Raw genomic sequence first — 23,652 nt, 5'->3', positions numbered from 1 at the left:
GGGAGACACCTATGAATTTTCGCCTGTCGGCGCTTGCGCTTGGCGCCACATTGCTGGTGGGATGTGCCAGTTCCAGCTCTGGCGATCTGCCGCAGGGGCGTTCAGACCCGCTTGAAGGGTTTAACCGTACGATGTTCAACTTCAACTTTAACGTGGTGGATCCGTACGTGCTGCGTCCGGTTGCCGTTGCCTGGCGTGATTATGTCCCGCAGCCGGCGCGCAACGGGCTGAGTAACTTTACCAGCAACCTTGAAGAACCGGCGGTGATGGCAAACTACTTCCTGCAGGGCGATCCCTATAAAGGTATGGTGCACTTTACCCGCTTCTTCCTTAACACCCTTCTGGGGATGGGCGGCCTGATTGATGTCGCAGGAATGGCGAACCCGAAACTGCAGCGTGTTGAACCGCATCGCTTTGGTAGCACCCTGGGCCACTATGGCGTGGGTTACGGCCCTTATATGCAGCTGCCGTTCTATGGCAGCTTTACGCTGCGTGATGAAGGCGGTGATATGGCTGATGGCCTTTACCCGGTGCTTTCCTGGCTGACCTGGCCGATGTCCATCGGTAAGTGGGCGGTTGAAGGGGTTGAGACCCGTGCTCAGTTGCTCGATTCCGACGGTCTGCTGCGCCAGTCTTCCGACCCGTATATTATGGTTCGCGAAGCCTACTTCCAGCGTCATGACTTTATTGCCAGCGGCGGTAAACTCACGCCGGCTGAGAACCCTAACGCTCAGGCTATTCAGGGCGATCTGAAAGATATCGACTCGCAGTAAACAAAATTAAAGATGACAACAAAAAAGGGTGAACGCGAGTTCACCCTTTTTTTATGCTGCCAGATCTATCAGAAGCGGTAGTTGAAGTTCGCGCCGTACAGCCAGGCTTTGCCTTCAGAACGGAAGGTGTAAGGACCTTCTTTAATTTCTACGTGCTGACCGTGCATGTATGAAACACCCACGTCAACCGAAGCATCTTTGTTGAAGGCATAGGTGGTACCCGCGCTCAGCCACAGACGATCCTGATCCGGGATGGAGATAGAACGAGTGGCGGCAGGTACCGGGCTATCATCGAAGGCGATACCGGTACGGAAGGTCCAGTTATCGTCGTAGTAATAGGTGGTACCCAGCGCGATGCGGTAGGCGTCCTTAAAGCTTTCATCTTTATAGAACAGCGTTTGGCCGTTGCTGCCGGTCGCTTTCAGCTCCTGGAACTGGCTCCAACTGGTATAAGCAAGGCTATAGTGCACGGCCCATTTTGGCGCCACGCGGTTGTAACCTGACACTTCCCACATTTCTGGCAGGTTCAGCGTCAGAGAGCCCGGGATTGTCGAACCGCCGGTTGGGTAAGGGAAGCCCGGCACAGCCGTATTCATATTGCTACGATAATCACCGTCGAAATCGATTTTAACTTCAGACCGGTAGGTTAGGCCGTAGCGGTTGTTTTTGTCCACTTCATACAGAATACCCGCGTTCCAGCCAAATCCCCACTTATCACCTTTCAAGCGAGCAATCTGTTGATCCGCTGGAATCGCTGCGAGCTGCTGCGCTTTGGCAATCGCTGCTGGCCGCGCAGCAGCTGGTAAATTAGGCACCTGCTGCATAATCTGGCCCGCAGCGAGCATACCAGCATCGCCAGCATAACGTTCAATTTTCGCCTTGGCGTAGACCGCATCAAAGCCAAGACCAAAACTCCAGTGGTCGTTAAGGCGATAAGCACCGCTCAGGTTCAGGTTGACAGTTGTCAAATCTGTTTGGCCGCCCATCGTCCCGGCAGCATAATCGTCGGCGTACTCGGTAGCCAGACCGTAGTTAGAAGTAATTGAAGCCCCCCAACCAAACTGATCGTTAATCGGGGCAACGTAATGTAAATTCGGCACCCAGGCGGTTGGGGCAATATTGTCAGCATTCAGACTTTTGCCAGATGGCGACTTGCCAGAAATATTCACATCGGGATCAATAAATATCGCACCGGCGGACATCGTCGGGCGATCGAACATCATGATCAATGCTGGGTTACGGCTGGCATTGCCCGCATCGTCAGCAATTGCACCTTCACCGGAATAGGCGCGGCCCAGACCTGATGAAGAGAATTCATTTAACTGGAAGCCTGCTGACCAGGCCTGTGTTGAAACAAGTGCTACAGCCACTGCGAGGGCAGATTGGGTAAAGCGGGTTTTCTGGCTCATGCCCATAACCTCATTGAGTTATTTTTATATAAACTATGTTACATGCCGTAACAGAAGCGCGAAGTGTAGGGTCTGCTTTACGACAGAGAAATCAGACCAGTGCGCTGAGTATAGGTCTGACCAGATAAGATGTTGCAAGTTTGTTTATAAGTTTTTTCATTTGTGATACGAAAAAAGCGATCCAGTTGGCAAAATTGCCCTCGTCCGCCTTATCTAAACAAGGCATTTTTTGTTTTGGATCATTTTTAAGTGTGATTTCGGTCACTCAGGACCGTTGTCGCCATTAACGACTGGAGGCCGGGGGACGCCGCGCGTAAAATAACCTCATTATTTGTCTGGCACCTTGAGTGCATATACAGAGGAAATCTACGATGAGTAAATGTAGTGCTGATGAAACCCCGGTTTGCTGCTGTATGGATGTTGGCACCATTATGGACAACACCGATTGCACCGCCTCTTACAGCCGGGTTTTCGCCCATCGCGCCGAAGCGGAACAAACTCTCGCCGCATTGACTGAGAGAGCACGCGGCGTGGAATCTGAACCGTGCAAAATTACCCCGACCTTTAGCGATGCTGCAGGCGGTGTACAGCTGGATATCGATTTTGTTTTCTGCTGCGAAGCCGAAACGCTCATTTTCCAGCTCGGTCTGCGTTAATTTCTCCTCAACGCCCCTCCCGCCAGGGGCGTTATCTTCTCCCTCCTGTGTTTTGGCTCTCACTTTTTCTCTTCGCCGATTGGCTTAATGTAAAAAATTAGTTAAAACTGGTATCAGGTCAGACCACTTGGTTTTATCGGTTAACAGGGGAAAGTCATGAGTCAGGTATTACCGCTTGTCACCCGTCAAGGCGATCGCATTGCCATTGTCAGCGGTTTACGTACGCCGTTTGCCCGTCAGGCCACGGCATTTCACGGTGTTCCCGCCGTTGATTTGGGGAAAATGGTGATCAGCGAAATGCTGGCTCGTAGCGATATTCCCCCGGAAATGATTGAACAGCTGGTATTTGGCCAGGTGGTGCAGATGCCGGAAGCGCCGAATATTGCGCGCGAAATTGTCCTTGGCACCGGCATGAGCGTACATACCGATGCCTACAGCGTAAGTCGGGCCTGCGCCACCAGTTTTCAGGCCGTCGCCAACGTCGCAGAGAGCCTGATGGCCGGAACGATCCGCGTCGGCATTGCCGGCGGGGCCGACTCTTCATCCGTTCTGCCTATCGGCGTCAGTAAAAAGCTGGCCCGCACGCTGGTGGATGCCAATAAAGCGCGCACTCTCGGGCAGCGTCTGAAGCTCTTCTCCCGTTTACGGCTTCGCGATCTTTTACCGGTACCGCCTGCGGTGGCCGAATATTCGACCGGGCTGCGGATGGGCGATACCGCAGAGCAAATGGCAAAAACATGGGGGATTACCCGCGAGCAGCAGGACGCGCTGGCGCACCGTTCGCACCAGCTGGCGGCGAAAGCCTGGGAAGAGGGGAAGCTGGCCTCTGAGGTGATGACCGCGTACGTGCCGCCGTTCCGTGAGCCGCTGGAAAACGACAACAATATTCGTAAAAATTCGACGCTGGCGGATTACCAAAAATTACTTCCGGCTTTTGACCGCTGGCATGGCACGGTCACTGCGGCAAACAGTACGCCGCTAACCGACGGCGCCGCGGCGGTGATCATGATGACCGAGTCTCAGGCCAAAGCGCTGGGCTTAACCCCGCTGGGCTACCTGCGCAGCTACGCCTTTACCGCCATCGATGTGCGCCAGGATATGCTATTAGGGCCGGCGTGGTCAACGCCGCTGGCGCTGGAAAGGGCGGGACTGACGCTGGCTGATTTAACGCTTATCGATATGCATGAGGCTTTTGCCGCGCAGACGCTGGCGAATCTTCAGTGTCTGACCAGCGACCGCTTTGCCCGCGACGTTCTCGGACGCTCGCAGGCGACCGGGGAAGTCGATGAAAGTAAATTCAATGTTCTCGGTGGCTCCATTGCATACGGGCATCCTTTTGCTGCCACCGGCGCGAGGATGATAACCCAGACGCTGCATGAACTGCGGCGCAGGGGGGGCGGATTTGGTCTGGTTACCGCCTGCGCGGCCGGTGGCCTCGGCGCGGCGATGATTCTGGAGGCGGAATAATGGACATGACATCGGCATTTACTCTTGATATTCGTCCGGACAACGTCGCCGTCATCACCATCGATGTGCCCGGTGAAAAGATGAATACCCTGAAGGCCGAATTTGGTCAGCAGGTGCGGGCGATCGTTCGCCAGATTCGTGACAATAAATCCCTACGCGGCGCGGTGCTGATTTCCGCAAAGCCGGACAATTTTATCGCCGGCGCGGATATTAATATGATTGCCCGCTGCGCCACCGCTCAGGAAGCGCAAGCGCTCGCCCGCCAGGGGCAACAAATTATGGCGGAGATCCATGGGCTGGCGATTCCGGTGATTGCCGCCATCCACGGCGCCTGCCTGGGCGGCGGTCTTGAGCTGGCGCTGGCCTGTCATGGGCGGGTGTGCAGCGATGACGAGAAAACACGTCTGGGGCTGCCTGAGGTCCAGCTGGGGCTGCTGCCGGGCTCTGGCGGCACCCAGAGACTCCCCCGACTGATCGGTGTCAGCGGCGCCCTCGAGATGATTCTGACCGGCAAACAGCTTCGTCCGCGTCAGGCGTTAAAAGCAGGTCTGGTGGATGAGGTGGTTGCGCAATCGATTCTGCTGCAGACGGCGGTGGAACTGGCGCTAAAAGGGCGGCCGGCGAGCCGCAGTATGCCGATCCGCGAGCGGGTGCTGGCCGGACCGCTGGGTCGCAGCCTGTTGTTTCGGCTGGTGGCGAAAAAGACCCGGCAGAAAACCCAGGGCAACTATCCGGCCGCCGGGCGTATTCTGCAGGTGATTGAAAATGGATTGGCCCACGGCTGTAGCAGCGGCTACGCCGAGGAAGCGCGCGCCTTCGGTGAGCTGGCGATGACGCCGCAATCCCAGGCATTACGATCGATATTTTTTGCCAGCACCGATCTGAAGAAAGATCGCGGCGCCGATGCACAGGCCGGGCCGCTGACTCGCATCGGCGTTCTCGGCGGTGGTCTGATGGGAGGCGGAATTGCTTATGTTACCGCCTGTAAAGGCGGGCTTGCGGTGCGCATCAAAGATATTCAGCCCCGGGGAATTAACCATGCGCTGAAATACAGCTGGGATCTGCTGGATAAGCAGGTTCGCCGCCGCTATCTGCGGGCCAGCGAGCGGGATCGCCAGCTGGCGCTGATTTCCGGCACCACGGATTATCAGGGATTTGCCCATCGCGATGTGGTGATCGAGGCGGTCTTCGAGGATTTAGCCCTTAAACAGCGGATGGTGGCCGAGATCGAGGCACACTGCGGCCCGCAGACGATCTTTGCCTCCAATACCTCTTCGCTACCCATCGGCGACATTGCGGCGCAGGCCAGTCGACCGGGGCAGGTGATTGGCCTGCATTTCTTCAGCCCGGTCGAGAAAATGCCGCTGGTTGAAGTGATCCCCCATCAGCATACCGATCCGCAGACGATTGCGACGGTAGTGAAGCTGGCCAAAATGCAGGGGAAAACGCCGATCGTCGTGGCGGATAAAGCGGGTTTCTACGTTAACCGTATCCTGGCGCCCTATATCAACGAAGCGATGCGCCTGCTCATGGAAGGTGAACCCATTGAGCATATCGATAAGTCACTGGTGAAATTTGGTTTTCCCGTCGGGCCTGTTCAACTGCTGGATGAAGTCGGGATTGATACCGGAACCAAAATTCTGCCGGTACTGGAAGCCGCGTGGGGAGAACGTTTTAGCCCGCCTGCAAACATCATTGATGCGATCTTGAATGACGATCGCAAAGGTAGAAAAAATAGCCGCGGTTTCTATCTTTATGAGACAAAAGGGCGTACAAGCAAAAAACGGCCTGATGCTGCGGTCTATTCGCTGCTGGGCATTTCTGCGCCTCAGGCGCGCTTGTCCGCGCAGCAGATAGCCGAGCGTTGTGTCATGATGATGCTTAACGAAGCCGCGCGTTGCTTCGATGAACAGGTCATCCGCGGCGCCCGCGATGGCGACATTGGCGCGGTGTTTGGTATTGGCTTCCCGCCGTTTCTTGGCGGCCCGTTCCGTTATATGGATAAACTCGGGGCGGGTGAAGTTGTTGCCATCTTGCAACGTCTGGCCGCTCAGTACGGCTCACGGTTTACCCCATGCGAAAATTTATTGCGCATGGCCGGGCAGGGGGCAACCTTTTGGCCCGCTGCTGAACGGATGACCTAAGTTCTGGTCAAAGAAGATAAATCCGGCGATGAATGACGCTGTTGGCTGGCTGTTTTGTAAACAATCATTGACTATACTTACGCCATTGAGGTAAAAAACAGCGTTTCATTCGTTGGATGAATCAGGCACAATGCCCGGCCACCGGGTCGACTGCGTGCTATCTACGCAGGTAAGACTGCGGTGCTTCTGGTTAACAAAAGCGGTGCAATATGCAAGTTTTTATCATGCGTCACGGCGACGCTGCCCTCGATGCAGCCAGTGACTCGGTTCGTCCCTTAACCGTTTGTGGTTGTGATGAGTCCCGTCAGATGGCAACCTGGCTGAAAGGTCAAAAAGTGGATATTGAACGGGTTCTTGTCAGTCCTTACCTGCGTGCTGAACAGACGCTGGATGTGGTAAGAGAGTGCATGGACCTGCCCGAGAATGTCGACGTGATGCCGGAGCTCACGCCGTGTGGCGATGTTGGCATGGTCAGCGCCTGGCTTCAGACGCTGAACAATGAAGGTGTTTCAACGGTGCTGGTTGTTTCGCACCTGCCGCTGGTGGGGTACCTCGTCTCAGAGCTGTGCCCGGGAGAGACTCCCCCGATGTTCACCACTTCGGCTATTGCCTGTGTCACCCTTGATGCCGATGGTAAGGGCGAGTTCAACTGGCAGATGAGCCCCTGCAATCTGAAGATGGCGAAGGCTATCTGATCTGACTTCCCCGGAGCATCCGTATTACGGAAGCTCCGGCGGCTGCCACTCTTCAACTTCAATCAGCACCAGCAGTGCGGCGTCTCCGCCGTACTCTTTTGGCGCCTGATGAAAAGCCATGATGTGCGGATGTTGCGCAAGCCAGAGCGGCGTTTGCTGCTTGAGGATGAGTTTCCCGTGTCCGTGCATCACGCAGGCGCAAAAGACATGCTCGCGACGGCAGGCGGCGATCAGCGCCCCCAGCTCCTGCTTCGCCTGCTGCTGGGTCAACCCGTGCAGATCGAGAAACAGCTCCGGCGAATAATCCCCGCGGCGCAGTTTTTTCAGTTCAAAATGGCTCACGTCCGGGCGAACATATTTGACCGCCCCTTCGGTATTCAGCAGCGGCTGAAACTCATCGGAAAAATAGTGGCTGTTATCGGCCTGCTCCTGAAGTAAGCGCTTTGGCGGTACCTCGGTGATTTTCTTGCGCAGCGGGCGGTGCACGATGGTGTCTTGTTTAATCTGACGCGTGCCGGTCATTAACTGACGGAACAACGCCTGATCCTCGTCGCTTAGCGATGTTTTCTTTTTCATTGCCCACTCTCATCATTTCTTTTCGCTAGTTTACCCGACTCGGCCTCTGTTCAGGCAAGCAAAACGTATTTTTCCCCGCCCGCCCGACGTAAGAATGCTGATTTATCGCCGTCTTCGTGGCAAACTAGCCGCCGAATTTACAGTAGAGCGTGTCCTGGAGGATGGCGTGGATAAAATTTTTGTTGATGAAGCGGTCAATGAGCTGCATACCATTCAGGACATGCTGCGTTGGGCGGTCAGTCGTTTCAGCGCGGCGAATATCTGGTACGGCCATGGCACGGACAACCCGTGGGATGAGGCGGTACAGCTGGTTATGCCATCGCTCTACCTGCCGCTGGATATCCCGGAGGATATGCACTCCGCACGCCTGACTTCCAGCGAGAAACATCGCATCGTTGAGCGCGTGATTCGCCGGATCAACGAACGTATTCCGGTTGCCTATTTGACCAATAAAGCCTGGTTCTGCGGCCATGAATTTTTCGTGGACGAGCGTGTGCTGGTGCCGCGTTCGCCGATCGGCGAGCTTATCAATAATCACTTCGCTAGCCTGATTGACTACCAACCGCAGCACATTCTGGATATGTGCACCGGCAGCGGCTGTATTGCTATCGCCTGCGCTTACTCTTTCCCGGAAGCGGAAGTGGACGCGGTGGATATCTCCGTTGATGCGCTGGCTGTTGCCGAGCAGAACGTGGAAGCGCACGGTTTGATCCATCAGGTCACGCCGATTCGTTCCGATCTGTTCCGCGACCTGCCGAAAGTGCAGTACGACCTGATCGTCACCAACCCGCCGTATGTTGATGAAGAAGATATGTCCGATCTGCCAGGCGAGTATCGTCATGAGCCGGTTCTGGGCCTGGCTTCCGGTAGCGATGGCCTGAAGCTGACGCGCCGTATCCTCGGTAATGCGCCGGATTATCTCAGCGATGACGGTATTCTGATTTGTGAAGTCGGTAACAGCATGGTACATCTGATTGAGCAGTATCCGGACGTGCCGTTTACCTGGCTTGAGTTTGAAAACGGCGGGGACGGCGTCTTCATGCTGACCAAAGCGCAGCTGATCGCCGCCCGCGCGCATTTCGGCATTTATAAAGACTAAAACAACACGCAAACATGACGGAGCCGTGATGGCAGGAAACACAATTGGACAACTCTTTCGCGTCACCACCTTCGGCGAGTCGCACGGTCTGGCGCTGGGCTGCATTGTTGACGGAGTGCCGCCGGGCATTCCGCTGACTGAAGCTGACCTGCAGCACGATCTGGACCGTCGTCGTCCGGGGACGTCGCGCTACACCACCCAGCGCCGTGAACCGGATCAGGTGAAGATCCTCTCCGGCGTATTCGAAGGTGTGACGACCGGGACCAGCATTGGTCTGCTGATTGAGAATACCGATCAGCGTTCTCAGGACTATGGCGCGATTAAAGACGTTTTCCGTCCTGGGCACGCTGACTATACCTACGAGCAGAAATACGGCCTGCGCGATTATCGCGGCGGCGGCCGTTCCTCTGCGCGTGAAACCGCGATGCGGGTGGCGGCTGGGGCGATAGCCAAGAAATTCCTTGCTGCTAAATTCGGCATCGTGATCCGCGGCTGCCTGACCCAGATGGGCGATATTCCTCTGGCGATCAAAGACTGGGAACAGGTTGAACAAAACCCGTTCTTCTGCCCGGACCCGGATAAAATTGAAGCGCTTGATGAACTGATGCGTGGCCTGAAAAAAGAGGGCGACTCCATCGGAGCAAAAGTGACCGTGGTCGCCGACGGCGTGCCTCCGGGACTCGGTGAGCCGGTATTCGACCGTCTGGATGCCGACATTGCCCATGCGCTGATGAGCATCAATGCGGTGAAGGGCGTGGAAATTGGCGATGGTTTTGAGGTGGTGAAACTGCGCGGCAGCCAAAACCGCGATGAAATCACTAAAAATGGTTTCCAGAGCAACCATGCGGGCGGCATTCTTGGCGGTATCAGCAGCGGCCAGCAGATCGTCGCGAATATCGCGTTGAAGCCGACTTCCAGCATCACCGTGCCGGGCCATACGATTAATCGTCACGGTGAAGAAGTTGAGATGATCACCAAAGGGCGCCACGATCCTTGCGTGGGCATCCGCGCGGTGCCGATCGCGGAAGCCATGCTGGCGATCGTGCTAATGGATCACTTTATGCGTCAACGCGCGCAAAATGGCGACGTGACGACATCAATTCCACGCTGGTAATCGATGAAAAAAACCGTTATCGCTCTGCTGGCGCTCCTGGCCAGCTCTGCTTGCCTTGCGGCGACGCCGTGGCAAAAAATCACCCAGCCGATTAGCGGCAGCGCGCAGTCAATTGGCGCATTTGCGAACGGCTGCATTGTCGGCGCGCAGGCACTGCCGCTGAGTGCGACCAGTTACCAGGTCATGCGCACCGACCAGCGCCGTTACTTCGGCCATCCGGACCTGATCCAGTTTATACAGCGCCTGGGTAATCAGGTGCAGAGTCAGGGAATGGGGACGCTGCTGATTGGCGATATGGGGATGCCGGCAGGCGGGCGCTTTAACGGCGGCCATGCCAGTCACCAGAGCGGGCTGGATGTTGATATCTTCCTTCAGCTCCCGCAGACGCGCTGGAGTTCAGCGCAGCTCCTGAAACCCCAGGCGCTGGATCTGGTGGCTCGCGACGGCAAGAGCGTCGTGCCGTCACTGTGGAGCCCGCAAATCAGCCATCTGATTAAACTGGCGGCAGAAGACAGGGATGTGACGCGCATTTTTGTGAACCCGGCAATCAAGCAGCAGCTGTGCCTGGATGCCGGCAACGATCGCGCCTGGTTACAGAAAGTCCGACCGTGGTTCCAGCATCGTGCGCATATGCACGTTCGTCTGCGTTGCCCGGCGGGTAGCCTGGAGTGCGAAGAACAGGCGCCACCGCCGCCAGGCGATGGCTGCGGCGCTGAGCTACAAAGCTGGTTTGAACCACCGAAACCTGGAACAACCTCTCCTGTGAAGAAGACGCCGCCTCCGCTGCCGCCTTCCTGTCAGGCGCTACTGGATGAGCATGTGCTGTAATGGAAAGCTTTATTGAGCTGTTTATGGTGTCGCCGACGGTACTGGTGGCGCTGTTTTTTGTGGCCGTTCTGGCGGGATTTATTGATTCTCTGGCGGGCGGCGGCGGACTGCTGACGGTTCCGGCGCTGATGGCGGCAGGGCTGCCTCCGGCGCAGGCGCTGGCGACAAACAAACTGCAGGCCTGCGGGGGATCGCTTTCTGCTTCGCTCTATTTTATCCGCCGCAAGGTGGTGAGCCTGGCGGATCAGAAGCTCAATATCCTGATGACCTTTATCGGCTCAACCGCCGGTGCGCTGCTGGTGCAGCACGTCCAGTCCGATATTCTGCGCCAGATCCTGCCGGTGCTGGTGATCGGCATTGGCCTGTACTTCCTGCTGATGCCAAAATTAGGTGAAGCAGACCGTCAGCGTCGTCTGTACGGTCTGCCGTTTGCCCTGGTAGCCGGCGGCTGCGTAGGTTTTTATGACGGTTTCTTCGGCCCAGGCGCCGGCTCTTTCTATGCGCTGGCTTTCGTCACCCTTGCCGGGTTCAACCTTGCCAAATCCACCGCTCACGCCAAGGTGCTCAACGCGACATCGAACATCGGCGGGCTGCTGCTGTTTATCATCGGTGGGAAAGTGATTTGGGCGACCGGATTCGTGATGATGGCGGGGCAGTTTATTGGTGCCCGTGCCGGTTCGCGGCTGGTTCTGAGTAAAGGACAATCGTTGATTCGTCCGATGATTGTGGTTGTCTCCGCGGTGATGAGCGCGAAACTTCTTTATGACAGCCACGGTGCTGAAATTCTTCAGTGGTTGGGAATTCATTAATGCAACAGCAACACCATTATCAGCAGCTGATCGCTATTTTTGACGGCTGCTTTGCCGATGATTTTAATACCCGTCTGATTAAAGGCGATGACGAACCGATCTATCTTCCGGCAGATAGCGACGTGCCGTATAACCGCATTGTGTTTGCCCATGGCTTTTACGCCAGCGGTCTGCATGAGATTTCTCACTGGTGCATCGCGGGTAAAGCGCGTCGCGAGCAGGTTGATTTCGGCTATTGGTACTGCCCGGATGGCCGTGATGCCATGACCCAGTGTCAGTTTGAAGATGTTGAGGTGAAACCGCAGGCGCTGGACTGGCTGTTTTGCGTGGCGGCAGGTTTTCCGTTTAACGTCAGCTGCGACAATCTGGAAGGCGACTTTGAACCTGACCGCATTGCCTTTCAGCGGCGGGTTCACGCACAGGTTATGACCTTGCTGGAGCAAGGGATCCCTGAACGTCCGGCGCGCTTTATCCGCGCGTTACAAGAATATTATCAGACGCCGCCACTGACGGCAGAACAATTCCCGTGGCCGGAAGACCTGCAATAACGCCACGTTTGACACTAGAAGAGGAAAGACAATGCTCGCGGAGTTTGAATCACGCATTCTGGCGTTGATTGATGAAATGGTAGACCACGCCAGTGATGATGAACTGTTTGCCAGCGGCTATCTGCGCGGCCACCTGACGCTGGCGGTAGCCGAGCTGGAAGGGGGGGACGATCACTCTGCGAAAGCGATCAACGAGCGGGTGATGCATAGCCTGGAGAAAGCGATCGGCGCAGGCGAACTGTCGCCGCCGGACCAGATTCTGGTGCAGGGAATGTGGAATAATTTATATCAGCGGGCAAAGCAATAAACCTCTGAGCGCCGGGCCTGAAAATCCGGCCAGGTAGCGCGACGCCGGGTCTCCCCTGATGTCGCGCTGCTGTTGACTCAACCGACCGCTATCACTGCCGCCCGGCTTATTTTACCGCTTTTCCCTTCAGCAGTTTCCGCACCCATAATCGATTTGGATTCAGCGCCGCCAGCGTCTCTCTGTCCAGCGGCAGCGGTTCGTGGCTCATCTGCGCCGCCAGTATTTCCGCCGTCAGCGGGGCGGAGCATAGCCCGCGCGAACCCAGCGCCCCCAGCACGAACAGATTGCGATAAACCGGGGCCGTCGGCGCCAGCGTTTTGTGTTCGGCCAGCGTCGCGTACTGCGTTAACGTGGCGTCATAATCCGGTACATTGCCCACCATCGGTAAGTGATCGCGGGTGGCGCAACGCACGCCGCAGCGGGCGTCATTTCCGCTGGTATCCACCTCTCGCGCCCATGTCGCCTGCGGGAAGCAGTCGATCAGCCGCTGGCGGTTTTGCTGTTGATCATCGACGCTAAAGGTCGGCTCTGTCTGCCCACGATGGTAGCTGGCGCCGATGCAGTGCTGCTGATGACGTGGATTCTGTGGCGTCAGGTAGCCGTCGTAGCACAAGACCTGGCGCAAAGCTGACAGCGCAGGCGTGGTCGGAATATGGCTCACCTGTCCCCCCACCGGATACGCCGGCAGCCGTGCAGTCTGAGGAAAGTCGGTCAGATGATGGCCGTTTGCCAGCACCACCACGTCATGACGCAGCTGCTCATTGAGCCGCCAGCCGTCATGGTCAGCAGTCAGCGTTGTGACCTTCACGTTATATCGGGTGCGCAAACCCCGTGTCGCCGCCAGTGCTAAAAGTTCTGCCGTCAGCTGCTGCGGACAGAGCCAGCCCCCGGAAGGATAGGTGATTCCCGCGCAGCCGGTTTCCACGCCAGCGAGCTGTGCGACGGTTTGCGCGCTGACGGCAGCGGCAATTTCTGTCGGCAGGTCGAGGGCCAGCATCTGCGCGATTTTCTGTTCGCTCTTCTCGTCCCAGGCAAGCTGGGTGACGCCGCACCACTGATGGTCGAACATGATCGGCAGGGCATCATACAGACGACGGGCGAAGGTAAATGCCGCCGGGAAGAAGCGAGCCAGCGCCGGATCGTGCTGGCTAAGCAGAGGGTAGAGCGCTCCCTGGCGGTTACCGGATGCGCCTTCAGCCGGGGCGTTATCCGCGCAGTATAAGGTGACCTGCCAGCCGCGGCGGAGCAGCGCGAGTGCGAGCAGGGCGCTGGCGATACCGCCGCCGACAATCGCCGCATCGCGTTGCTGGCTGCCGGTTCGCGCAAACCAGGGTGTACGGGCGGGAATATTCAGCGTCCGGGTCATTTCACCAGTCAGCATTTCGCGTTTACGGCCGAACCCTTTGTGTTTGTGCATGGTAAAGCCCGCTTCCTGCAGGCCGCGACGGACAAAACCGGCGGAGGTAAAGGTGGCCAGCGTGCCGCCCGGCCTGGCGAGGCGGGCCATTGCCCCGAACAGCTCAGGCGTCCACATATCCGGATTTTTCGCCGGCGCGAAACCATCAAGAAACCAGGCGTCGACCTGCTGATTCAGCGAGTCATCAAGCTCGTGGGTCAGCGTATTAATATCCCCGAACCACAAATCCAGCGTGATGCGCCCGTCATCCAGCAGCAGGCGATGGCAGCCAGCGAGCGCCGGCGGCCACTGCGCCTGCAACTGTTCTGCCCACGGTGCCAGTTCCGGCCAGTGCTGATGGGCCCGGCGCAAATCGGCGGAGGTCAGCGGAAATTTTTCAAAACTGATGAAATGTAATCTTTGCAGGGTAGCTTCAGGATTATCACGGCGAAAAACATCAAACGCCTGCCAAAGTGTCAGGAAGTTGAGACCGGTGCCGAACCCGCTCTCGGCGACCACAAACAGCGGGTATGGATGGAGCGGGAAGCGTGCATTGAGGCGGTTGCCGCCGAGGAAAACGTAGCGCGTCTCTTCCAGACCATTGTCATTGGAAAAGTACACGTCATCAAAATCTCGGGAAACAGGTGTACCCTCAGCGTTGAATTCCAGGTTGGCAGGTTGTATGGCGTTTTGTTTCACGTAAGTTACTCGAATCTCAAGGCGTAGAACGATCTTAACGATGTGTGCCTGGGGGCGCAAATTTATACACAAAATGGCTGATCGGACTTGTTCGGCGTACAAGTGTACGCTATTGTGCGACTCGAAACTTAAAATAGTGTGACTTACAGAGGTATTGAATGAAACGTGCAGTGATTACTGGCCTGGGCATCGTTTCCAGCATCGGTAACAACCAGCAGGAAGTCCTGGAATCTCTGCGTGAAGGGCGCTCGGGGATCACTTTCTCTCAAGAATTCAAAGATTCTGGTATGCGCAGCCACGTATGGGGTAACGTTAAACTGGATACCACAGGTCTTATCGACCGCAAAGTGGTACGTTTCATGAACGATGCCTCTATCTATGCTTATCTCTCTATGCAGCAGGCTGTCGCCGATGCTGGGCTGACAGAAGAAGTTTATCAAAACAACCCTCGCGTGGGCCTGATTGCGGGTTCCGGCGGTTCTTCTAAATCTCAGGTGTTCGGCGCAGATGCGATGCGTAGCCCGCGCGGCCTGAAAGCCGTCGGTCCTTACGTTGTAACCAAAGCGATGGCTTCTGCGGTATCCGCTTGCCTCGCCACTCCGTTCAAAATCCACGGCGTGAACTATTCCATCAGCTCCGCTTGCGCGACCTCAGCACACTGTATCGGCAGCGCGGTTGAACAAATTCAGCTTGGCAAACAGGACATCGTTTTTGCGGGCGGCGGTGAAGAGCTGTGCTGGGAAATGGCCTGTGAATTCGACGCCATGGGCGCACTGTCCACCAAATACAACGAAACGCCGGATAAAGCGTCCCGTACTTATGATGCGCACCGCGATGGCTTTATTATCGCCGGCGGCGGCGGTATGGTTGTGGTTGAAGAGCTGGAGCATGCTCTGGCGCGCGGCGCGCACATTTATGCGGAAGTGGTCGGCTACGGCGCGACTTCTGACGGCGCGGACATGGTTGCTCCGTCTGGTGAAGGCGCAGTGCGTTGCATGAAACAGGCGATGGCCGGTGTCGACACGCCGATTGACTACCTGAACTCCCACGGGACTTCGACTCCGGTCGGCGACGTGAAAGAACTGGGTGCCATTCGCGAAGTCTTCGGCGACCACAGCCCGGCTATCTCCGCGACCAAAGCGATGACCGGCCACTCCCTGGGCGCCGCGGGCGTACAGGAAGCGATCTACTCTCTGCTGATGCTGGAACACGGCTTTATTGCGCCAAGCATTAACATCGAAGAGATGGATGAGCAGGCAGCGGGTCTGAACATCGTCACCAAACCGACCGAGCAAGCGCTGACGACCGTGATGTCCAACAGCTTCGGTTTCGGCGGCACCAACGCCACGCTGGTGATGCGTAAACTCACAGCGTAAGCGGCTGGTTTTTCAAGCGATATGTTCAAAGGGAGCCTGCTGGCTCCCTTTTTGTCGTCTTGACAGGGCCGGACCTCTGCAGGCAAACTGCTGCAAAACATTATCACCCCGATAATGCGTAAGCGTTTAACGTCATCCAACGCGCCTTAACCCTGATAATCAGGTGGAGGGGGCGTGGCTATGACCTCGCCTTACTCTGCGAACTGGAGTAAAGCATGTCCGCAGCGACTGAAACAACACATACCTCTGCAGCGAATATTCCCTTATTTCGTATTACCTTTGCCGTTTTTCTGACCTACATGACCGTGGGCCTGCCGCTACCCGTGATCCCGCTTTTTGTCCACCATGAGCTGGGTTTCGGTAACACGATGGTGGGCCTTGCGGTGGGCATTCAGTTTCTGGCGACGGTGCTGACCCGGGGCTACGCGGGTCGTCTGGCCGATCAGCATGGCGCCAAACGCTCGGTGTTGCAGGGCATGTTCGCCTGCGCATTAGCCGGGGCGGCGTGGCTGCTGGCCGCGTTACTGCCGGTTTCCGCGCTGGCGAAATTTGCGCTGCTGGTGCTCGGGCGTTTGATCCTCGGATTTGGCGAAAGCCAGCTGTTGACCGGAAATCTGAGCTGGGGGCTGGGGCTGGTTGGCCCTGCGCGTTCAGGCAAGGTCATGTCCTGGAACGGGATGGCGATGTATGGCTCATTGGCGGTGGGCGCGCCGCTGGGGTTGATTATCTACTCGCACTTTGGCGTTGCGGTTCTCGCCTGCGTCACGATGGGACTACCGCTGCTGGCGCTGGCAATCAACGGCACGGTCAGTAAAGTGCCGGCGCACGGGGGAGAGCGACCCTCGTTGTGGAGCGTCGTCGGTATGATCTGGCGTCCGGGCATCGGCCTGGGGCTGCAAGGGGTGGGATTTGCCGTGATTGGCACCTTCGTTTCACTCTATTTCGCCAGCCGCGGCTGGGCGATGGCGGGCTTCACGCTGACCGCGTTCGGCGGTGCCTTTGTGCTGATGCGTATTCTGTTCGGCTGGATGCCGGACCGCTTCGGCGGCATAAAAGTGGCGATGGCGTCGCTGCTGATCGAGGCCATTGGCCTGACGCTGCTGTGGCTGGCGCCGGATGCCTGGGTTGCCCTGGCCGGGGCGGCTTTGACCGGCTGCGGCTGCTCGCTCATCTTCCCGTCTCTCGGCGTGGAAGTCGTCAAACGCGTACCGGCTCAGGTGCGGGGGACCGCGCTCGGCGGCTATGCGGCTTTTCAGGATATTTCATACGGTGTCACCGGCCCGCTTGCCGGGCTGCTCGCCACGTCGCTGGGCTACTCTTCCGTCTTTCTGGCGGGGGCGATATGCGCGGTTCTGGGCATTCTCATGACGCTGTTCTCCCTGCGTAAATAACCCGCTTCCCGCACTTCGGCGAGGGAGTGCGGTCAACCATGCTGGCGCCGCTATGACCTGGAGCGCAAGGATGAATTTATGCCGGGCGTGCGGACCGGGGTGGGGGCGTCATGGCCTTGTCGAGACTCAAACGCCCGCATCGCGCGGGCGTTTGAGTTTAAAGAATACCGTCAGCGATAACCCCGTCAGGCGGCGAGCAACGCGGAATTACATCACCAGCCAGAGCAGAGCGAGTAGCAGTATCAGTACCAGAACAATCACTCCCGGCTTTTTGAGCCGCCTGGTGAGCGAAGAGGGTTCCGGAGGCAGCGCGGGGATGGCCAGCGTGTCTTGCGCCCGGGCGACACGAAGCACAAAGATCTTATTCAGTAGCGTCAGAATCTGCGTTGCGCTCAATGCCGTTTGCGGCGTGACGTGCCAGTTATGCTCGGCAAAATCGACGATCTTTTGCCACTCCTGAACTTCCAGCGGCTGCTTCAGCGCCGCCTGCAGGGAGGTCAGGGTCGGGGCTGACTGCGTGCTCAGCGTCTGGCGCGCGTGTAGCCAGTAAGAGAGGGGAGTGAAGTGGGTCGCCGGAATCAGCTCACCGGTTTTCACACCGCACAGCTCCAGCATTGACTGCCAGATAAGTTTCCCGGGTTCGCCGGTTGCGGCGGCAAGGCGGCTTACCTGCTGGTTAAGCGTATTGTGCTCCGCGGGCAGCAGCGGGCGCAGAGTCGGCGGTCGCTGCAGCGGTTGCGGGATCGACAGCTGGCCGTTTTGCAGGAGCTGCAGCACATTTTGCAGTTGCTCCTGGGTCAGCGCGTGCAGCGTCGTTTGCCCATAATGCTGGCGAATATAATCGCTCACTGCCTGGCGGTTGTTTCCCTGGCTCAGCAACTCGCTTAACTGCGCCAGAACCTGGCGCTGATGGTGGTTTTGCTGCGCTACGGTTAAGCGTTGATTCAGGTTGTTTTCGGCGGCGCTAAAGTGGCACGCCAGCAGCGCTTCATCGCCTTTGAGCCCCAGATCGTGCTTGATTCCCGCCCACACTTCCGCGCTCTGTTGCGAGGTTAACGCCACCAGGCGCGTAATCAGTCGCTCGAGAACGGTACGTTGTTGCATGGTCAGCGCGGGCTCTCCGGCGACGGAAGCGCCGGTCCCCGGGGGACGATCGGACATACCTGAAACGGGTTGCGTCATATTAATCCTTTCCGTATTGCTGTACAGAGGCCCGGTGATGATGTTCCTGGCGGCGAGATTATGGCACACTTCCCCGGTTTACTCTCGTTCTCAGACAGGTACTGAACCGTGAAAATCCTCGTTGATGAAAATATGCCCTATGCCCGCGAGCTTTTTAGTCGCCTGGGCGAAGTCGAGGCGGTCCCCGGCCGTCCCGTCCCCGTCGATGCGCTGACCGGCGCCGATGCGTTGATGGTGCGCTCGGTCACGAAAGTCAATGAAGCGCTGCTCGCCGGCAAGGCAATTCAATTCGTTGGCACCGCGACAGCCGGTACCGACCATGTCGATCGGGCGTGGCTGCAGCAGGCCGGAATTGGCTTCTCTGCCGCGCCGGGTTGCAACGCGATTGCGGTCGTGGAATATGTTTTCTCGGCGCTGCTGATGCTGGCCGAGCGCGACGGTTTCGCGCTGACCGATCGTACCGTCGGGATCGTTGGCGTCGGCAACGTTGGTGGGCGCCTGCAAAAGCGTCTGGAAGCGCTGGGGATCAAAACGCTGTTATGCGATCCGCCGCGTGCCGAACAGGGAGATGAAGGCGACTTCCGCACTCTGGATGAGCTGGTAGAGGAAGCGGACGTTCTGACGTTCCACACGCCTTTATATAAAGAAGGCCGCTATAAAACCCTGCACCTGGCGGATGAGGCGCTGATTCGCCGTCTGAAACCGGGAAGCGTGCTGATTAACGCCTGCCGCGGGCCGGTGGTGGATAACGGCGCGCTGCTGGCCTGCCTGCAAAGCGGGCAAGCGTTGAGCGTGGTGCTCGATGTCTGGGAACCTGAGCCGGATTTGAACCTTGCGCTGCTGGATCGCGTAGATATTGGCACCCCGCACATTGCGGGCTACACCCTCGAAGGGAAAGCGCGCGGGACGACGCAGGTTTTTGAAGCCTACAGCGCCTTTATCGGTCATCCGCAGCAGGTGGCGCTGGATACGCTGCTGCCTGCCCCGGAATTTGGCCGTATCACCCTGCACGGTGCGCTCGATCAGTCAACGCTGAAACGATTGGTGCATTTGGTGTATGATGTGCGCCGCGATGATGCGCCGCTGCGAAAAGTGGCCGGCGTACCGGGTGAATTTGACAAGCTGCGCAAAAATTATCAGGAACGCCGTGAATGGTCATCACTGTACGTGCAGTGCAGCGATGTGCAGGCGGCGGCGACGCTGCGACAGCTCGGTTTTAATGCCGTCCATCACCCCATTCGTTAATATCTTCTTAATGACCCTGTTGGATACTCCTGCAGGGTCGCTTTTCTCTGGAGTAAACCACCATGTCTGAAGGCTGGAATATTGCCGTACTGGGCGCAACGGGCGCCGTCGGCGAAGCCCTGCTCGACACCCTTGCTGAACGTCAGTTCCCGGTGGGGGAGATCTATGCGCTGGCGCGCACTGAGAGCGCGGGAGAGCACCTGCGTTTTAGCGGTAAGTCAGTGATCGTGCAGGATGCTGCCGTATTTGACTGGACCCAGGTACAGCTGGCCTTTTTTGCCGCCGGCGTTGAAGCGAGCGCGGCCTATGTTGACGATGCGACCAATGCCGGTTGTCTGGTTATCGATCTCAGCGGTCTGTTCGCGCTGGAGCCGGACGTGCCGCTGGTGGTGCCGGAAGTGAACCCGTTTGTGCTGGCCGATTACCGCAATCGCAACGTCATCGCCGTTCCCAACAGTCTGACCAGTCAGCTGCTGACGGCGCTGAAACCGCTGATCGATGAGGGCGGCCTGTCGCGTATTAGCGTGACCAGCCTGATTTCCGCTTCCGCATACGGCAAAAAAGCCGTGGATGCGCTGGCAGGGCAGAGCGCGAAGCTGCTCAACGGTATCCCCATCGATGAGGAAGATTTCTTTGGCCGTCAGCTGGCGTTTAACATGCTGCCGCTACTGCCGGATCGCGAAGGCAGCGTGCGCGAAGAGCGCCGTATTGTCGATGAAGTTCGCAAGATCCTCCAGGATGAAGGATTGATGGTTTCAGCCAGTATCGTGCAGTCGCCGGTATTCTACGGTCATGCGCAGATGGTGAACTTCGAAGCGATGCGTCCGCTGGCGGCAGAAGAGGCCCGCGATGCCTTCGCTCGCGGCGAAGATATTGAGCTGTCCGCTGAGCGCGAGTTCCCGACTCAGGTCGGCGATGCTTCAGGTACCGCGCAGCTCTCCGTTGGCTGTGTGCGCAATGATTACGGGATGCCGGAACAGATTCAGTTCTGGTCCGTTGCCGATAACGTGCGCTTTGGCGGCGCGCTGATGGCGGTGAAAATCGCTGAGAAACTGGTGCAGGAGTATTTGTACTGATGTCAGAGATGGAGCAGCAGCCGGTCTATAAAATCGCGCTGGGCATCGAGTACGACGGCAGCAAATATTACGGCTGGCAGCGGCAAAATGAAGTTCGCAGCGTGCAGGAGAAGCTGGAAAAGGCGCTCTCGCAGGTGGCAAATGAAGCGATTAACGTATTCTGCGCCGGTCGCACCGACGCCGGTGTTCATGGCACCGGCCAGGTGGTGCATTTTGAGACCCACGCGCTGCGCAAAGACGCGGCCTGGACACTGGGTGTCAATGCGAATTTGCCGGGTGATATCGCCGTCCGCTGGGTGAAACATGTCCCGGACGATTTTCACGCCCGCTTCAGCGCCACGGCGCGCCGCTACCGTTACGTCATCTATAATCACCGTCTGCGTCCGGCGGTGTTAAGCCAGGGCGTAACGCATTATCATCAGCCTCTGGATGCGGAGCGGATGCAGCGCGCCGCCCAGTGTTTGCTGGGGGAAAATGATTTCACCTCATTTCGCGCGGTGCAGTGCCAGTCGCGCACGCCGTGGCGGAATATTAACCATATTAGCGTCACGCGGTATGGCGCGTATGTGGTGGTGGATATCAAAGCGAATGCCTTTGTACATCATATGGTAAGAAACATTGTCGGCAGCCTGATGGAAGTGGGGGCCGGTAACCAGCCGGAGAGCTGGATTGCAGAACTTCTGGCGGCGAAAGACAGGAAGCTGGCCGCCGCGACGGCAAAAGCAGAAGGGTTGTATCTGGTGTCGGTGGATTATCCGGCCCGCTACGATCTGCCGGTGATGCCGATGGGCCCGCTGTTCCTGGCGGACTAACATTAACGCTTTATCCTTCAGGCTGTCTGTTTGTTGGCTGCATCTGAGCGTTCCGGTCGGCGATTTTTTTCTGCGGCCGGAAACGACCGGTTTGTCGCCGCACGGCATCCTGGCCGATTTTGTGTCGTGTCATTAAGGACTCATACAATATGGACCTGATTCGCTTTTTAATTGATTTCATCCTGCATATTGATGTGCATCTGGCTGAGCTGGTTGCCGATTACGGTATCTGGGTTTACGCTATTTTGTTCTTGATTCTGTTTTGCGAAACGGGTCTGGTGGTGACGCCATTCCTGCCCGGTGATTCGCTGCTGTTCGTGGCCGGTGCGCTGTCGGCGCTGCCGACGAACGATCTGAACGTGCATCTGATGGTAGTATTGATGGTCATTGCGGCCATTGTCGGCGATGCGCTGAACTACACTATCGGACGGCTGTTTGGCGAAAAGCTCTTCAGTAACCCCAACTCGAAGATTTTCCGTCGCAGCTACCTGGATAAAACCCATTCGTTCTATGAGCGCCACGGCGGCAAAACGATTATCCTTGCGCGTTTTGTGCCGATCGTCAGAACCTTCGCGCCGTTTGTGGCGGGAATGGGCCATATGTCCTATCGTCATTTTGCCGCGTATAACGTGGTTGGCGCGCTGCTGTGGGTTCTGCTGTTTACCTACGCAGGCTACCTGTTCGGCGATTTGCCGATCGTTCAGCAAAACCTGAAGCTGCTGATTGTCGCTATTATTGTTCTGTCGGTGCTGCCAGGGGTCATTGAAATTATTCGCCACAAACGCGCAGCGGCGAAGCAGACGAAATAAGCCTCCAGCCTTTATCTTCTTCGGGCGGCGCGTCGTTGCCCGAAGAGGGAAGTGTGAGCGGTACGACCACTTTTTTATCCCATGTTACGGGATGTTATGATTTAATGTGCAACATTCATGGTCTGTAAGGGTCAAAAATGGCATTATGCGCCCCTTACGACAAAACTGGCATTGACCAGGTTCAGGCAGAAAGGTTATCAATGAGCTGGATTGAACGAATTAAAAGCAATATCACTCCCACCCGCAAGGCGAGCATTCCTGAGGGTGTATGGACTAAGTGCGACAGCTGCGGGCAGGTTCTGTACCGCGCGGAGCTGGAGCGCAACCTGGAGGTTTGCCCTAAGTGCGATCACCACATGCGTATGTCGGCGCGTAATCGCCTGCATAGCCTGTTGGACGAAGGTTCCCTGGTGGAGCTGGGAAGCGAGCTCGAGCCGAAAGATGTGCTGAAGTTCCGCGATTCGAAAAAATACAAAGACCGTCTGGCGTCGGCTCAAAAAGAGACCGGTGAAAAAGATGCGCTGGTGGTCATGAAGGGCACTCTGCACGAGATGCCGGTTGTCGCAGCAGCATTCGAATTCTCCTTTATGGGCGGTTCGATGGGGTCGGTTGTTGGCGCGCGCTTCGTGCGCGCGGTAGAACAGGCGCTGGAAGATAATTGCCCGCTGGTTTGCTTCTCCGCTTCCGGCGGCGCGCGTATGCAGGAAGCGCTGATGTCGCTGATGCAGATGGCGAAAACGTCAGCCGCGCTGGCAAAAATGCAGGAGCGTGGCCTGCCGTATATCTCCGTGCTGACCGACCCGACCATGGGCGGCGTATCGGCGAGCTTCGCGATGCTGGGCGATCTCAACATTGCAGAGCCGAAAGCCCTGATCGGCTTTGCAGGTCCTCGCGTTATCGAGCAGACCGTACGTGAGAAACTGCCGCCGGGCTTCCAGCGCAGTGAGTTCCTGATTGAAAAAGGGGCGATCGATATGATCGTTCGTCGCCCGGAAATGCGTCTGAAGCTGGCCAGCATTCTGGCGAAGCTGATGAATCTTCCGGCGCCCAGTCAGGACGTCTCTCACGAAGGTGAGGTGGTGCCACCGGCACCGGATCAGGAACCAGAGGCCTGATAATTCGGAGGGCAGGCCTGACGGCGCTGCCCTTTTTTAATTCTATGCGCCATCATTCAAACTGCGGCGCGGCGGCAAGGCTAAAGCCCCGTCAGGCCCGGCCCAATGGACTGCGCGGGTGACGAG

The 23,652-nt window shown here is 57.3% G+C and carries 22 protein-coding genes; 18 read left to right on the top strand and 4 right to left on the bottom strand.

The genetic code is table 11. The features are described from left to right. Positions 1–11 precede the first annotated feature (11 nt). Positions 12–773, top strand: coding sequence for a phospholipid-binding lipoprotein MlaA (mlaA, locus tag FNY10_RS14385; RefSeq protein WP_131048254.1), 762 nt, complete (start codon positions 12–14; stop codon positions 771–773). Positions 774–841: 68 nt separating this feature from the next. On the opposite strand, the gene fadL is transcribed toward mlaA, so the two are convergent. Continuing rightward, the gene (gene fadL, locus FNY10_RS14380) at positions 842–2,182 is read right to left on the bottom strand and encodes a long-chain fatty acid transporter FadL (RefSeq protein ID WP_160702922.1); all 1,341 of its coding nucleotides are present in this window, start codon (positions 2,180–2,182) and stop codon (positions 842–844) included. A 371-nt stretch (positions 2,183–2,553) separates the two neighbouring features. On the opposite strand from fadL, the gene FNY10_RS14375 reads away from it, so the two are divergent. The 4 genes from FNY10_RS14375 to sixA all read left to right on the top strand — a co-directional run bounded on the left by FNY10_RS14375 (position 2,554) and on the right by sixA (position 7,144). Then, entirely contained in the window at positions 2,554–2,838 is a 285-nt protein-coding gene (locus FNY10_RS14375) for a YfcZ/YiiS family protein (protein ID WP_131048252.1), read from the top strand. A 156-nt stretch (positions 2,839–2,994) separates the two neighbouring features. After that, on the top strand, positions 2,995–4,305 hold the full coding sequence (gene fadI / locus FNY10_RS14370; RefSeq protein WP_160702920.1) for an acetyl-CoA C-acyltransferase FadI: 1,311 nt from the start codon (positions 2,995–2,997) through the stop codon (positions 4,303–4,305). After that, positions 4,305–6,449, top strand: a complete 2,145-nt coding sequence (gene fadJ, locus FNY10_RS14365) for a fatty acid oxidation complex subunit alpha FadJ (RefSeq protein ID WP_160702918.1) — start codon at positions 4,305–4,307, stop codon at positions 6,447–6,449. The genes fadI and fadJ overlap by 1 nt, the downstream gene beginning before the upstream one ends. Positions 6,450–6,658: 209 nt before the next feature. Next, on the top strand, positions 6,659–7,144 hold the full coding sequence (gene sixA, locus FNY10_RS14360) for a phosphohistidine phosphatase SixA (protein WP_015583757.1): 486 nt from the start codon (positions 6,659–6,661) through the stop codon (positions 7,142–7,144). Between the two features lie 24 nt (positions 7,145–7,168). Here sixA and smrB read toward each other — a convergent pair whose 3' ends face one another. Then, entirely contained in the window at positions 7,169–7,720 is a 552-nt protein-coding gene (gene smrB, locus FNY10_RS14355) for an endonuclease SmrB (RefSeq protein ID WP_160702916.1), read from the bottom strand. 166 nt (positions 7,721–7,886) lie between these two features. Between smrB and prmB the strand changes: the two genes are divergently transcribed. Genes prmB through FNY10_RS14325 form a run of 6 tightly spaced genes read left to right on the top strand, consistent with a single transcriptional unit; the run spans position 7,887 to position 12,425 of the window. Continuing rightward, a complete protein-coding gene (gene prmB, locus FNY10_RS14350) occupies positions 7,887–8,819 on the top strand; it encodes a 50S ribosomal protein L3 N(5)-glutamine methyltransferase (protein ID WP_160702914.1) in 933 nt (310 codons plus the stop codon). A gap of 28 nt (positions 8,820–8,847) precedes the next feature. Further along, positions 8,848–9,933 carry a chorismate synthase gene (gene aroC / locus FNY10_RS14345; protein ID WP_131048248.1) on the top strand — a complete coding sequence of 362 codons (1,086 nt, stop codon included), beginning with the start codon at positions 8,848–8,850 and terminating at the stop codon, positions 9,931–9,933. 3 nt (positions 9,934–9,936) lie between these two features. Beyond that, positions 9,937–10,761: a penicillin-insensitive murein endopeptidase gene (gene mepA / locus FNY10_RS14340; RefSeq protein ID WP_131048247.1), complete on the top strand. Its 825-nt coding sequence runs from the start codon at positions 9,937–9,939 to the stop codon at positions 10,759–10,761. Then, positions 10,761–11,570, top strand: a complete 810-nt coding sequence (locus tag FNY10_RS14335) for a sulfite exporter TauE/SafE family protein (protein WP_141964071.1) — start codon at positions 10,761–10,763, stop codon at positions 11,568–11,570. The genes mepA and FNY10_RS14335 overlap by 1 nt, the downstream gene beginning before the upstream one ends. Further along, entirely contained in the window at positions 11,570–12,118 is a 549-nt protein-coding gene (locus FNY10_RS14330; protein ID WP_004865249.1) for an elongation factor P hydroxylase, read from the top strand. The genes FNY10_RS14335 and FNY10_RS14330 overlap by 1 nt, the downstream gene beginning before the upstream one ends. A gap of 31 nt (positions 12,119–12,149) precedes the next feature. Then, positions 12,150–12,425 carry a YfcL family protein gene (locus FNY10_RS14325; protein WP_100682817.1) on the top strand — a complete coding sequence of 92 codons (276 nt, stop codon included), beginning with the start codon at positions 12,150–12,152 and terminating at the stop codon, positions 12,423–12,425. A gap of 106 nt (positions 12,426–12,531) precedes the next feature. Here the strand turns inward: FNY10_RS14325 and mnmC are convergent, their stop codons facing one another. Then, the gene (gene mnmC, locus FNY10_RS14320; protein WP_160702912.1) at positions 12,532–14,520 is read right to left on the bottom strand and encodes a bifunctional tRNA (5-methylaminomethyl-2-thiouridine)(34)-methyltransferase MnmD/FAD-dependent 5-carboxymethylaminomethyl-2-thiouridine(34) oxidoreductase MnmC; all 1,989 of its coding nucleotides are present in this window, start codon (positions 14,518–14,520) and stop codon (positions 12,532–12,534) included. Between the two features lie 158 nt (positions 14,521–14,678). Here mnmC and fabB point away from each other — a divergent pair, with 158 nt between their 5' ends. Both fabB and FNY10_RS14310 read left to right on the top strand, forming a co-directional pair. Next, positions 14,679–15,896 carry a beta-ketoacyl-ACP synthase I gene (gene fabB, locus FNY10_RS14315; protein ID WP_100682815.1) on the top strand — a complete coding sequence of 406 codons (1,218 nt, stop codon included), beginning with the start codon at positions 14,679–14,681 and terminating at the stop codon, positions 15,894–15,896. A 215-nt stretch (positions 15,897–16,111) separates the two neighbouring features. Continuing rightward, positions 16,112–17,287, top strand: a complete 1,176-nt coding sequence (locus FNY10_RS14310; RefSeq protein WP_160702910.1) for an MFS transporter — start codon at positions 16,112–16,114, stop codon at positions 17,285–17,287. 207 nt (positions 17,288–17,494) lie between these two features. Here FNY10_RS14310 and flk read toward each other — a convergent pair whose 3' ends face one another. Further along, positions 17,495–18,469 (bottom strand): flagella biosynthesis regulator Flk, encoded by a 975-nt coding sequence (gene flk / locus FNY10_RS14305; protein WP_160702908.1) that lies wholly within the window; start codon positions 18,467–18,469, stop codon positions 17,495–17,497. Between the two features lie 108 nt (positions 18,470–18,577). On the opposite strand from flk, the gene pdxB reads away from it, so the two are divergent. The 5 genes from pdxB to accD all read left to right on the top strand — a co-directional run bounded on the left by pdxB (position 18,578) and on the right by accD (position 23,526). Further along, positions 18,578–19,714 (top strand): 4-phosphoerythronate dehydrogenase PdxB, encoded by a 1,137-nt coding sequence (pdxB, locus tag FNY10_RS14300; RefSeq protein WP_160702906.1) that lies wholly within the window; start codon positions 18,578–18,580, stop codon positions 19,712–19,714. A gap of 62 nt (positions 19,715–19,776) precedes the next feature. Then, the gene (locus FNY10_RS14295) at positions 19,777–20,790 is read left to right on the top strand and encodes an aspartate-semialdehyde dehydrogenase (protein WP_131048242.1); all 1,014 of its coding nucleotides are present in this window, start codon (positions 19,777–19,779) and stop codon (positions 20,788–20,790) included. Next, positions 20,790–21,602, top strand: a complete 813-nt coding sequence (gene truA, locus FNY10_RS14290) for a tRNA pseudouridine(38-40) synthase TruA (RefSeq protein ID WP_100682811.1) — start codon at positions 20,790–20,792, stop codon at positions 21,600–21,602. The genes FNY10_RS14295 and truA overlap by 1 nt, the downstream gene beginning before the upstream one ends. A gap of 149 nt (positions 21,603–21,751) precedes the next feature. Beyond that, on the top strand, positions 21,752–22,411 hold the full coding sequence (locus FNY10_RS14285) for a DedA family protein (protein WP_100682810.1): 660 nt from the start codon (positions 21,752–21,754) through the stop codon (positions 22,409–22,411). A 200-nt stretch (positions 22,412–22,611) separates the two neighbouring features. Further along, positions 22,612–23,526 carry an acetyl-CoA carboxylase, carboxyltransferase subunit beta gene (gene accD / locus FNY10_RS14280; protein WP_202395313.1) on the top strand — a complete coding sequence of 305 codons (915 nt, stop codon included), beginning with the start codon at positions 22,612–22,614 and terminating at the stop codon, positions 23,524–23,526. Positions 23,527–23,652 lie beyond the last annotated feature (126 nt).

The organism is Klebsiella sp. Lac1 (assembly GCF_009825425.1).
GTDB classification, from domain to species: Bacteria; Pseudomonadota; Gammaproteobacteria; order Enterobacterales; family Enterobacteriaceae; genus Klebsiella; species Klebsiella electrica.
The sequence above is the reverse complement of the archived record's forward strand: the minus strand, read 5'-3'. Positions and strand labels throughout refer to the sequence as shown.

Coding starts and splice junctions, on each gene's coding strand:
- mlaA (WP_131048254.1), top strand. CDS start 12: ATGAATTTTCGCCTGTCGGCGCTTGCGCTTGGCGCCACATTGCTGGTG.
- fadL (WP_160702922.1), bottom strand. CDS start 2,182: ATGAGCCAGAAAACCCGCTTTACCCAATCTGCCCTCGCAGTGGCTGTA.
- FNY10_RS14375 (WP_131048252.1), top strand. CDS start 2,554: ATGAGTAAATGTAGTGCTGATGAAACCCCGGTTTGCTGCTGTATGGAT.
- fadI (WP_160702920.1), top strand. CDS start 2,995: ATGAGTCAGGTATTACCGCTTGTCACCCGTCAAGGCGATCGCATTGCC.
- fadJ (WP_160702918.1), top strand. CDS start 4,305: ATGGACATGACATCGGCATTTACTCTTGATATTCGTCCGGACAACGTC.
- sixA (WP_015583757.1), top strand. CDS start 6,659: ATGCAAGTTTTTATCATGCGTCACGGCGACGCTGCCCTCGATGCAGCC.
- smrB (WP_160702916.1), bottom strand. CDS start 7,720: ATGAAAAAGAAAACATCGCTAAGCGACGAGGATCAGGCGTTGTTCCGT.
- aroC (WP_131048248.1), top strand. CDS start 8,848: ATGGCAGGAAACACAATTGGACAACTCTTTCGCGTCACCACCTTCGGC.
- mepA (WP_131048247.1), top strand. CDS start 9,937: ATGAAAAAAACCGTTATCGCTCTGCTGGCGCTCCTGGCCAGCTCTGCT.
- FNY10_RS14335 (WP_141964071.1), top strand. CDS start 10,761: ATGGAAAGCTTTATTGAGCTGTTTATGGTGTCGCCGACGGTACTGGTG.
- FNY10_RS14330 (WP_004865249.1), top strand. CDS start 11,570: ATGCAACAGCAACACCATTATCAGCAGCTGATCGCTATTTTTGACGGC.
- FNY10_RS14325 (WP_100682817.1), top strand. CDS start 12,150: ATGCTCGCGGAGTTTGAATCACGCATTCTGGCGTTGATTGATGAAATG.
- fabB (WP_100682815.1), top strand. CDS start 14,679: ATGAAACGTGCAGTGATTACTGGCCTGGGCATCGTTTCCAGCATCGGT.
- FNY10_RS14310 (WP_160702910.1), top strand. CDS start 16,112: ATGTCCGCAGCGACTGAAACAACACATACCTCTGCAGCGAATATTCCC.
- flk (WP_160702908.1), bottom strand. CDS start 18,469: ATGACGCAACCCGTTTCAGGTATGTCCGATCGTCCCCCGGGGACCGGC.
- FNY10_RS14295 (WP_131048242.1), top strand. CDS start 19,777: ATGTCTGAAGGCTGGAATATTGCCGTACTGGGCGCAACGGGCGCCGTC.
- truA (WP_100682811.1), top strand. CDS start 20,790: ATGTCAGAGATGGAGCAGCAGCCGGTCTATAAAATCGCGCTGGGCATC.
- FNY10_RS14285 (WP_100682810.1), top strand. CDS start 21,752: ATGGACCTGATTCGCTTTTTAATTGATTTCATCCTGCATATTGATGTG.
- accD (WP_202395313.1), top strand. CDS start 22,612: ATGAGCTGGATTGAACGAATTAAAAGCAATATCACTCCCACCCGCAAG.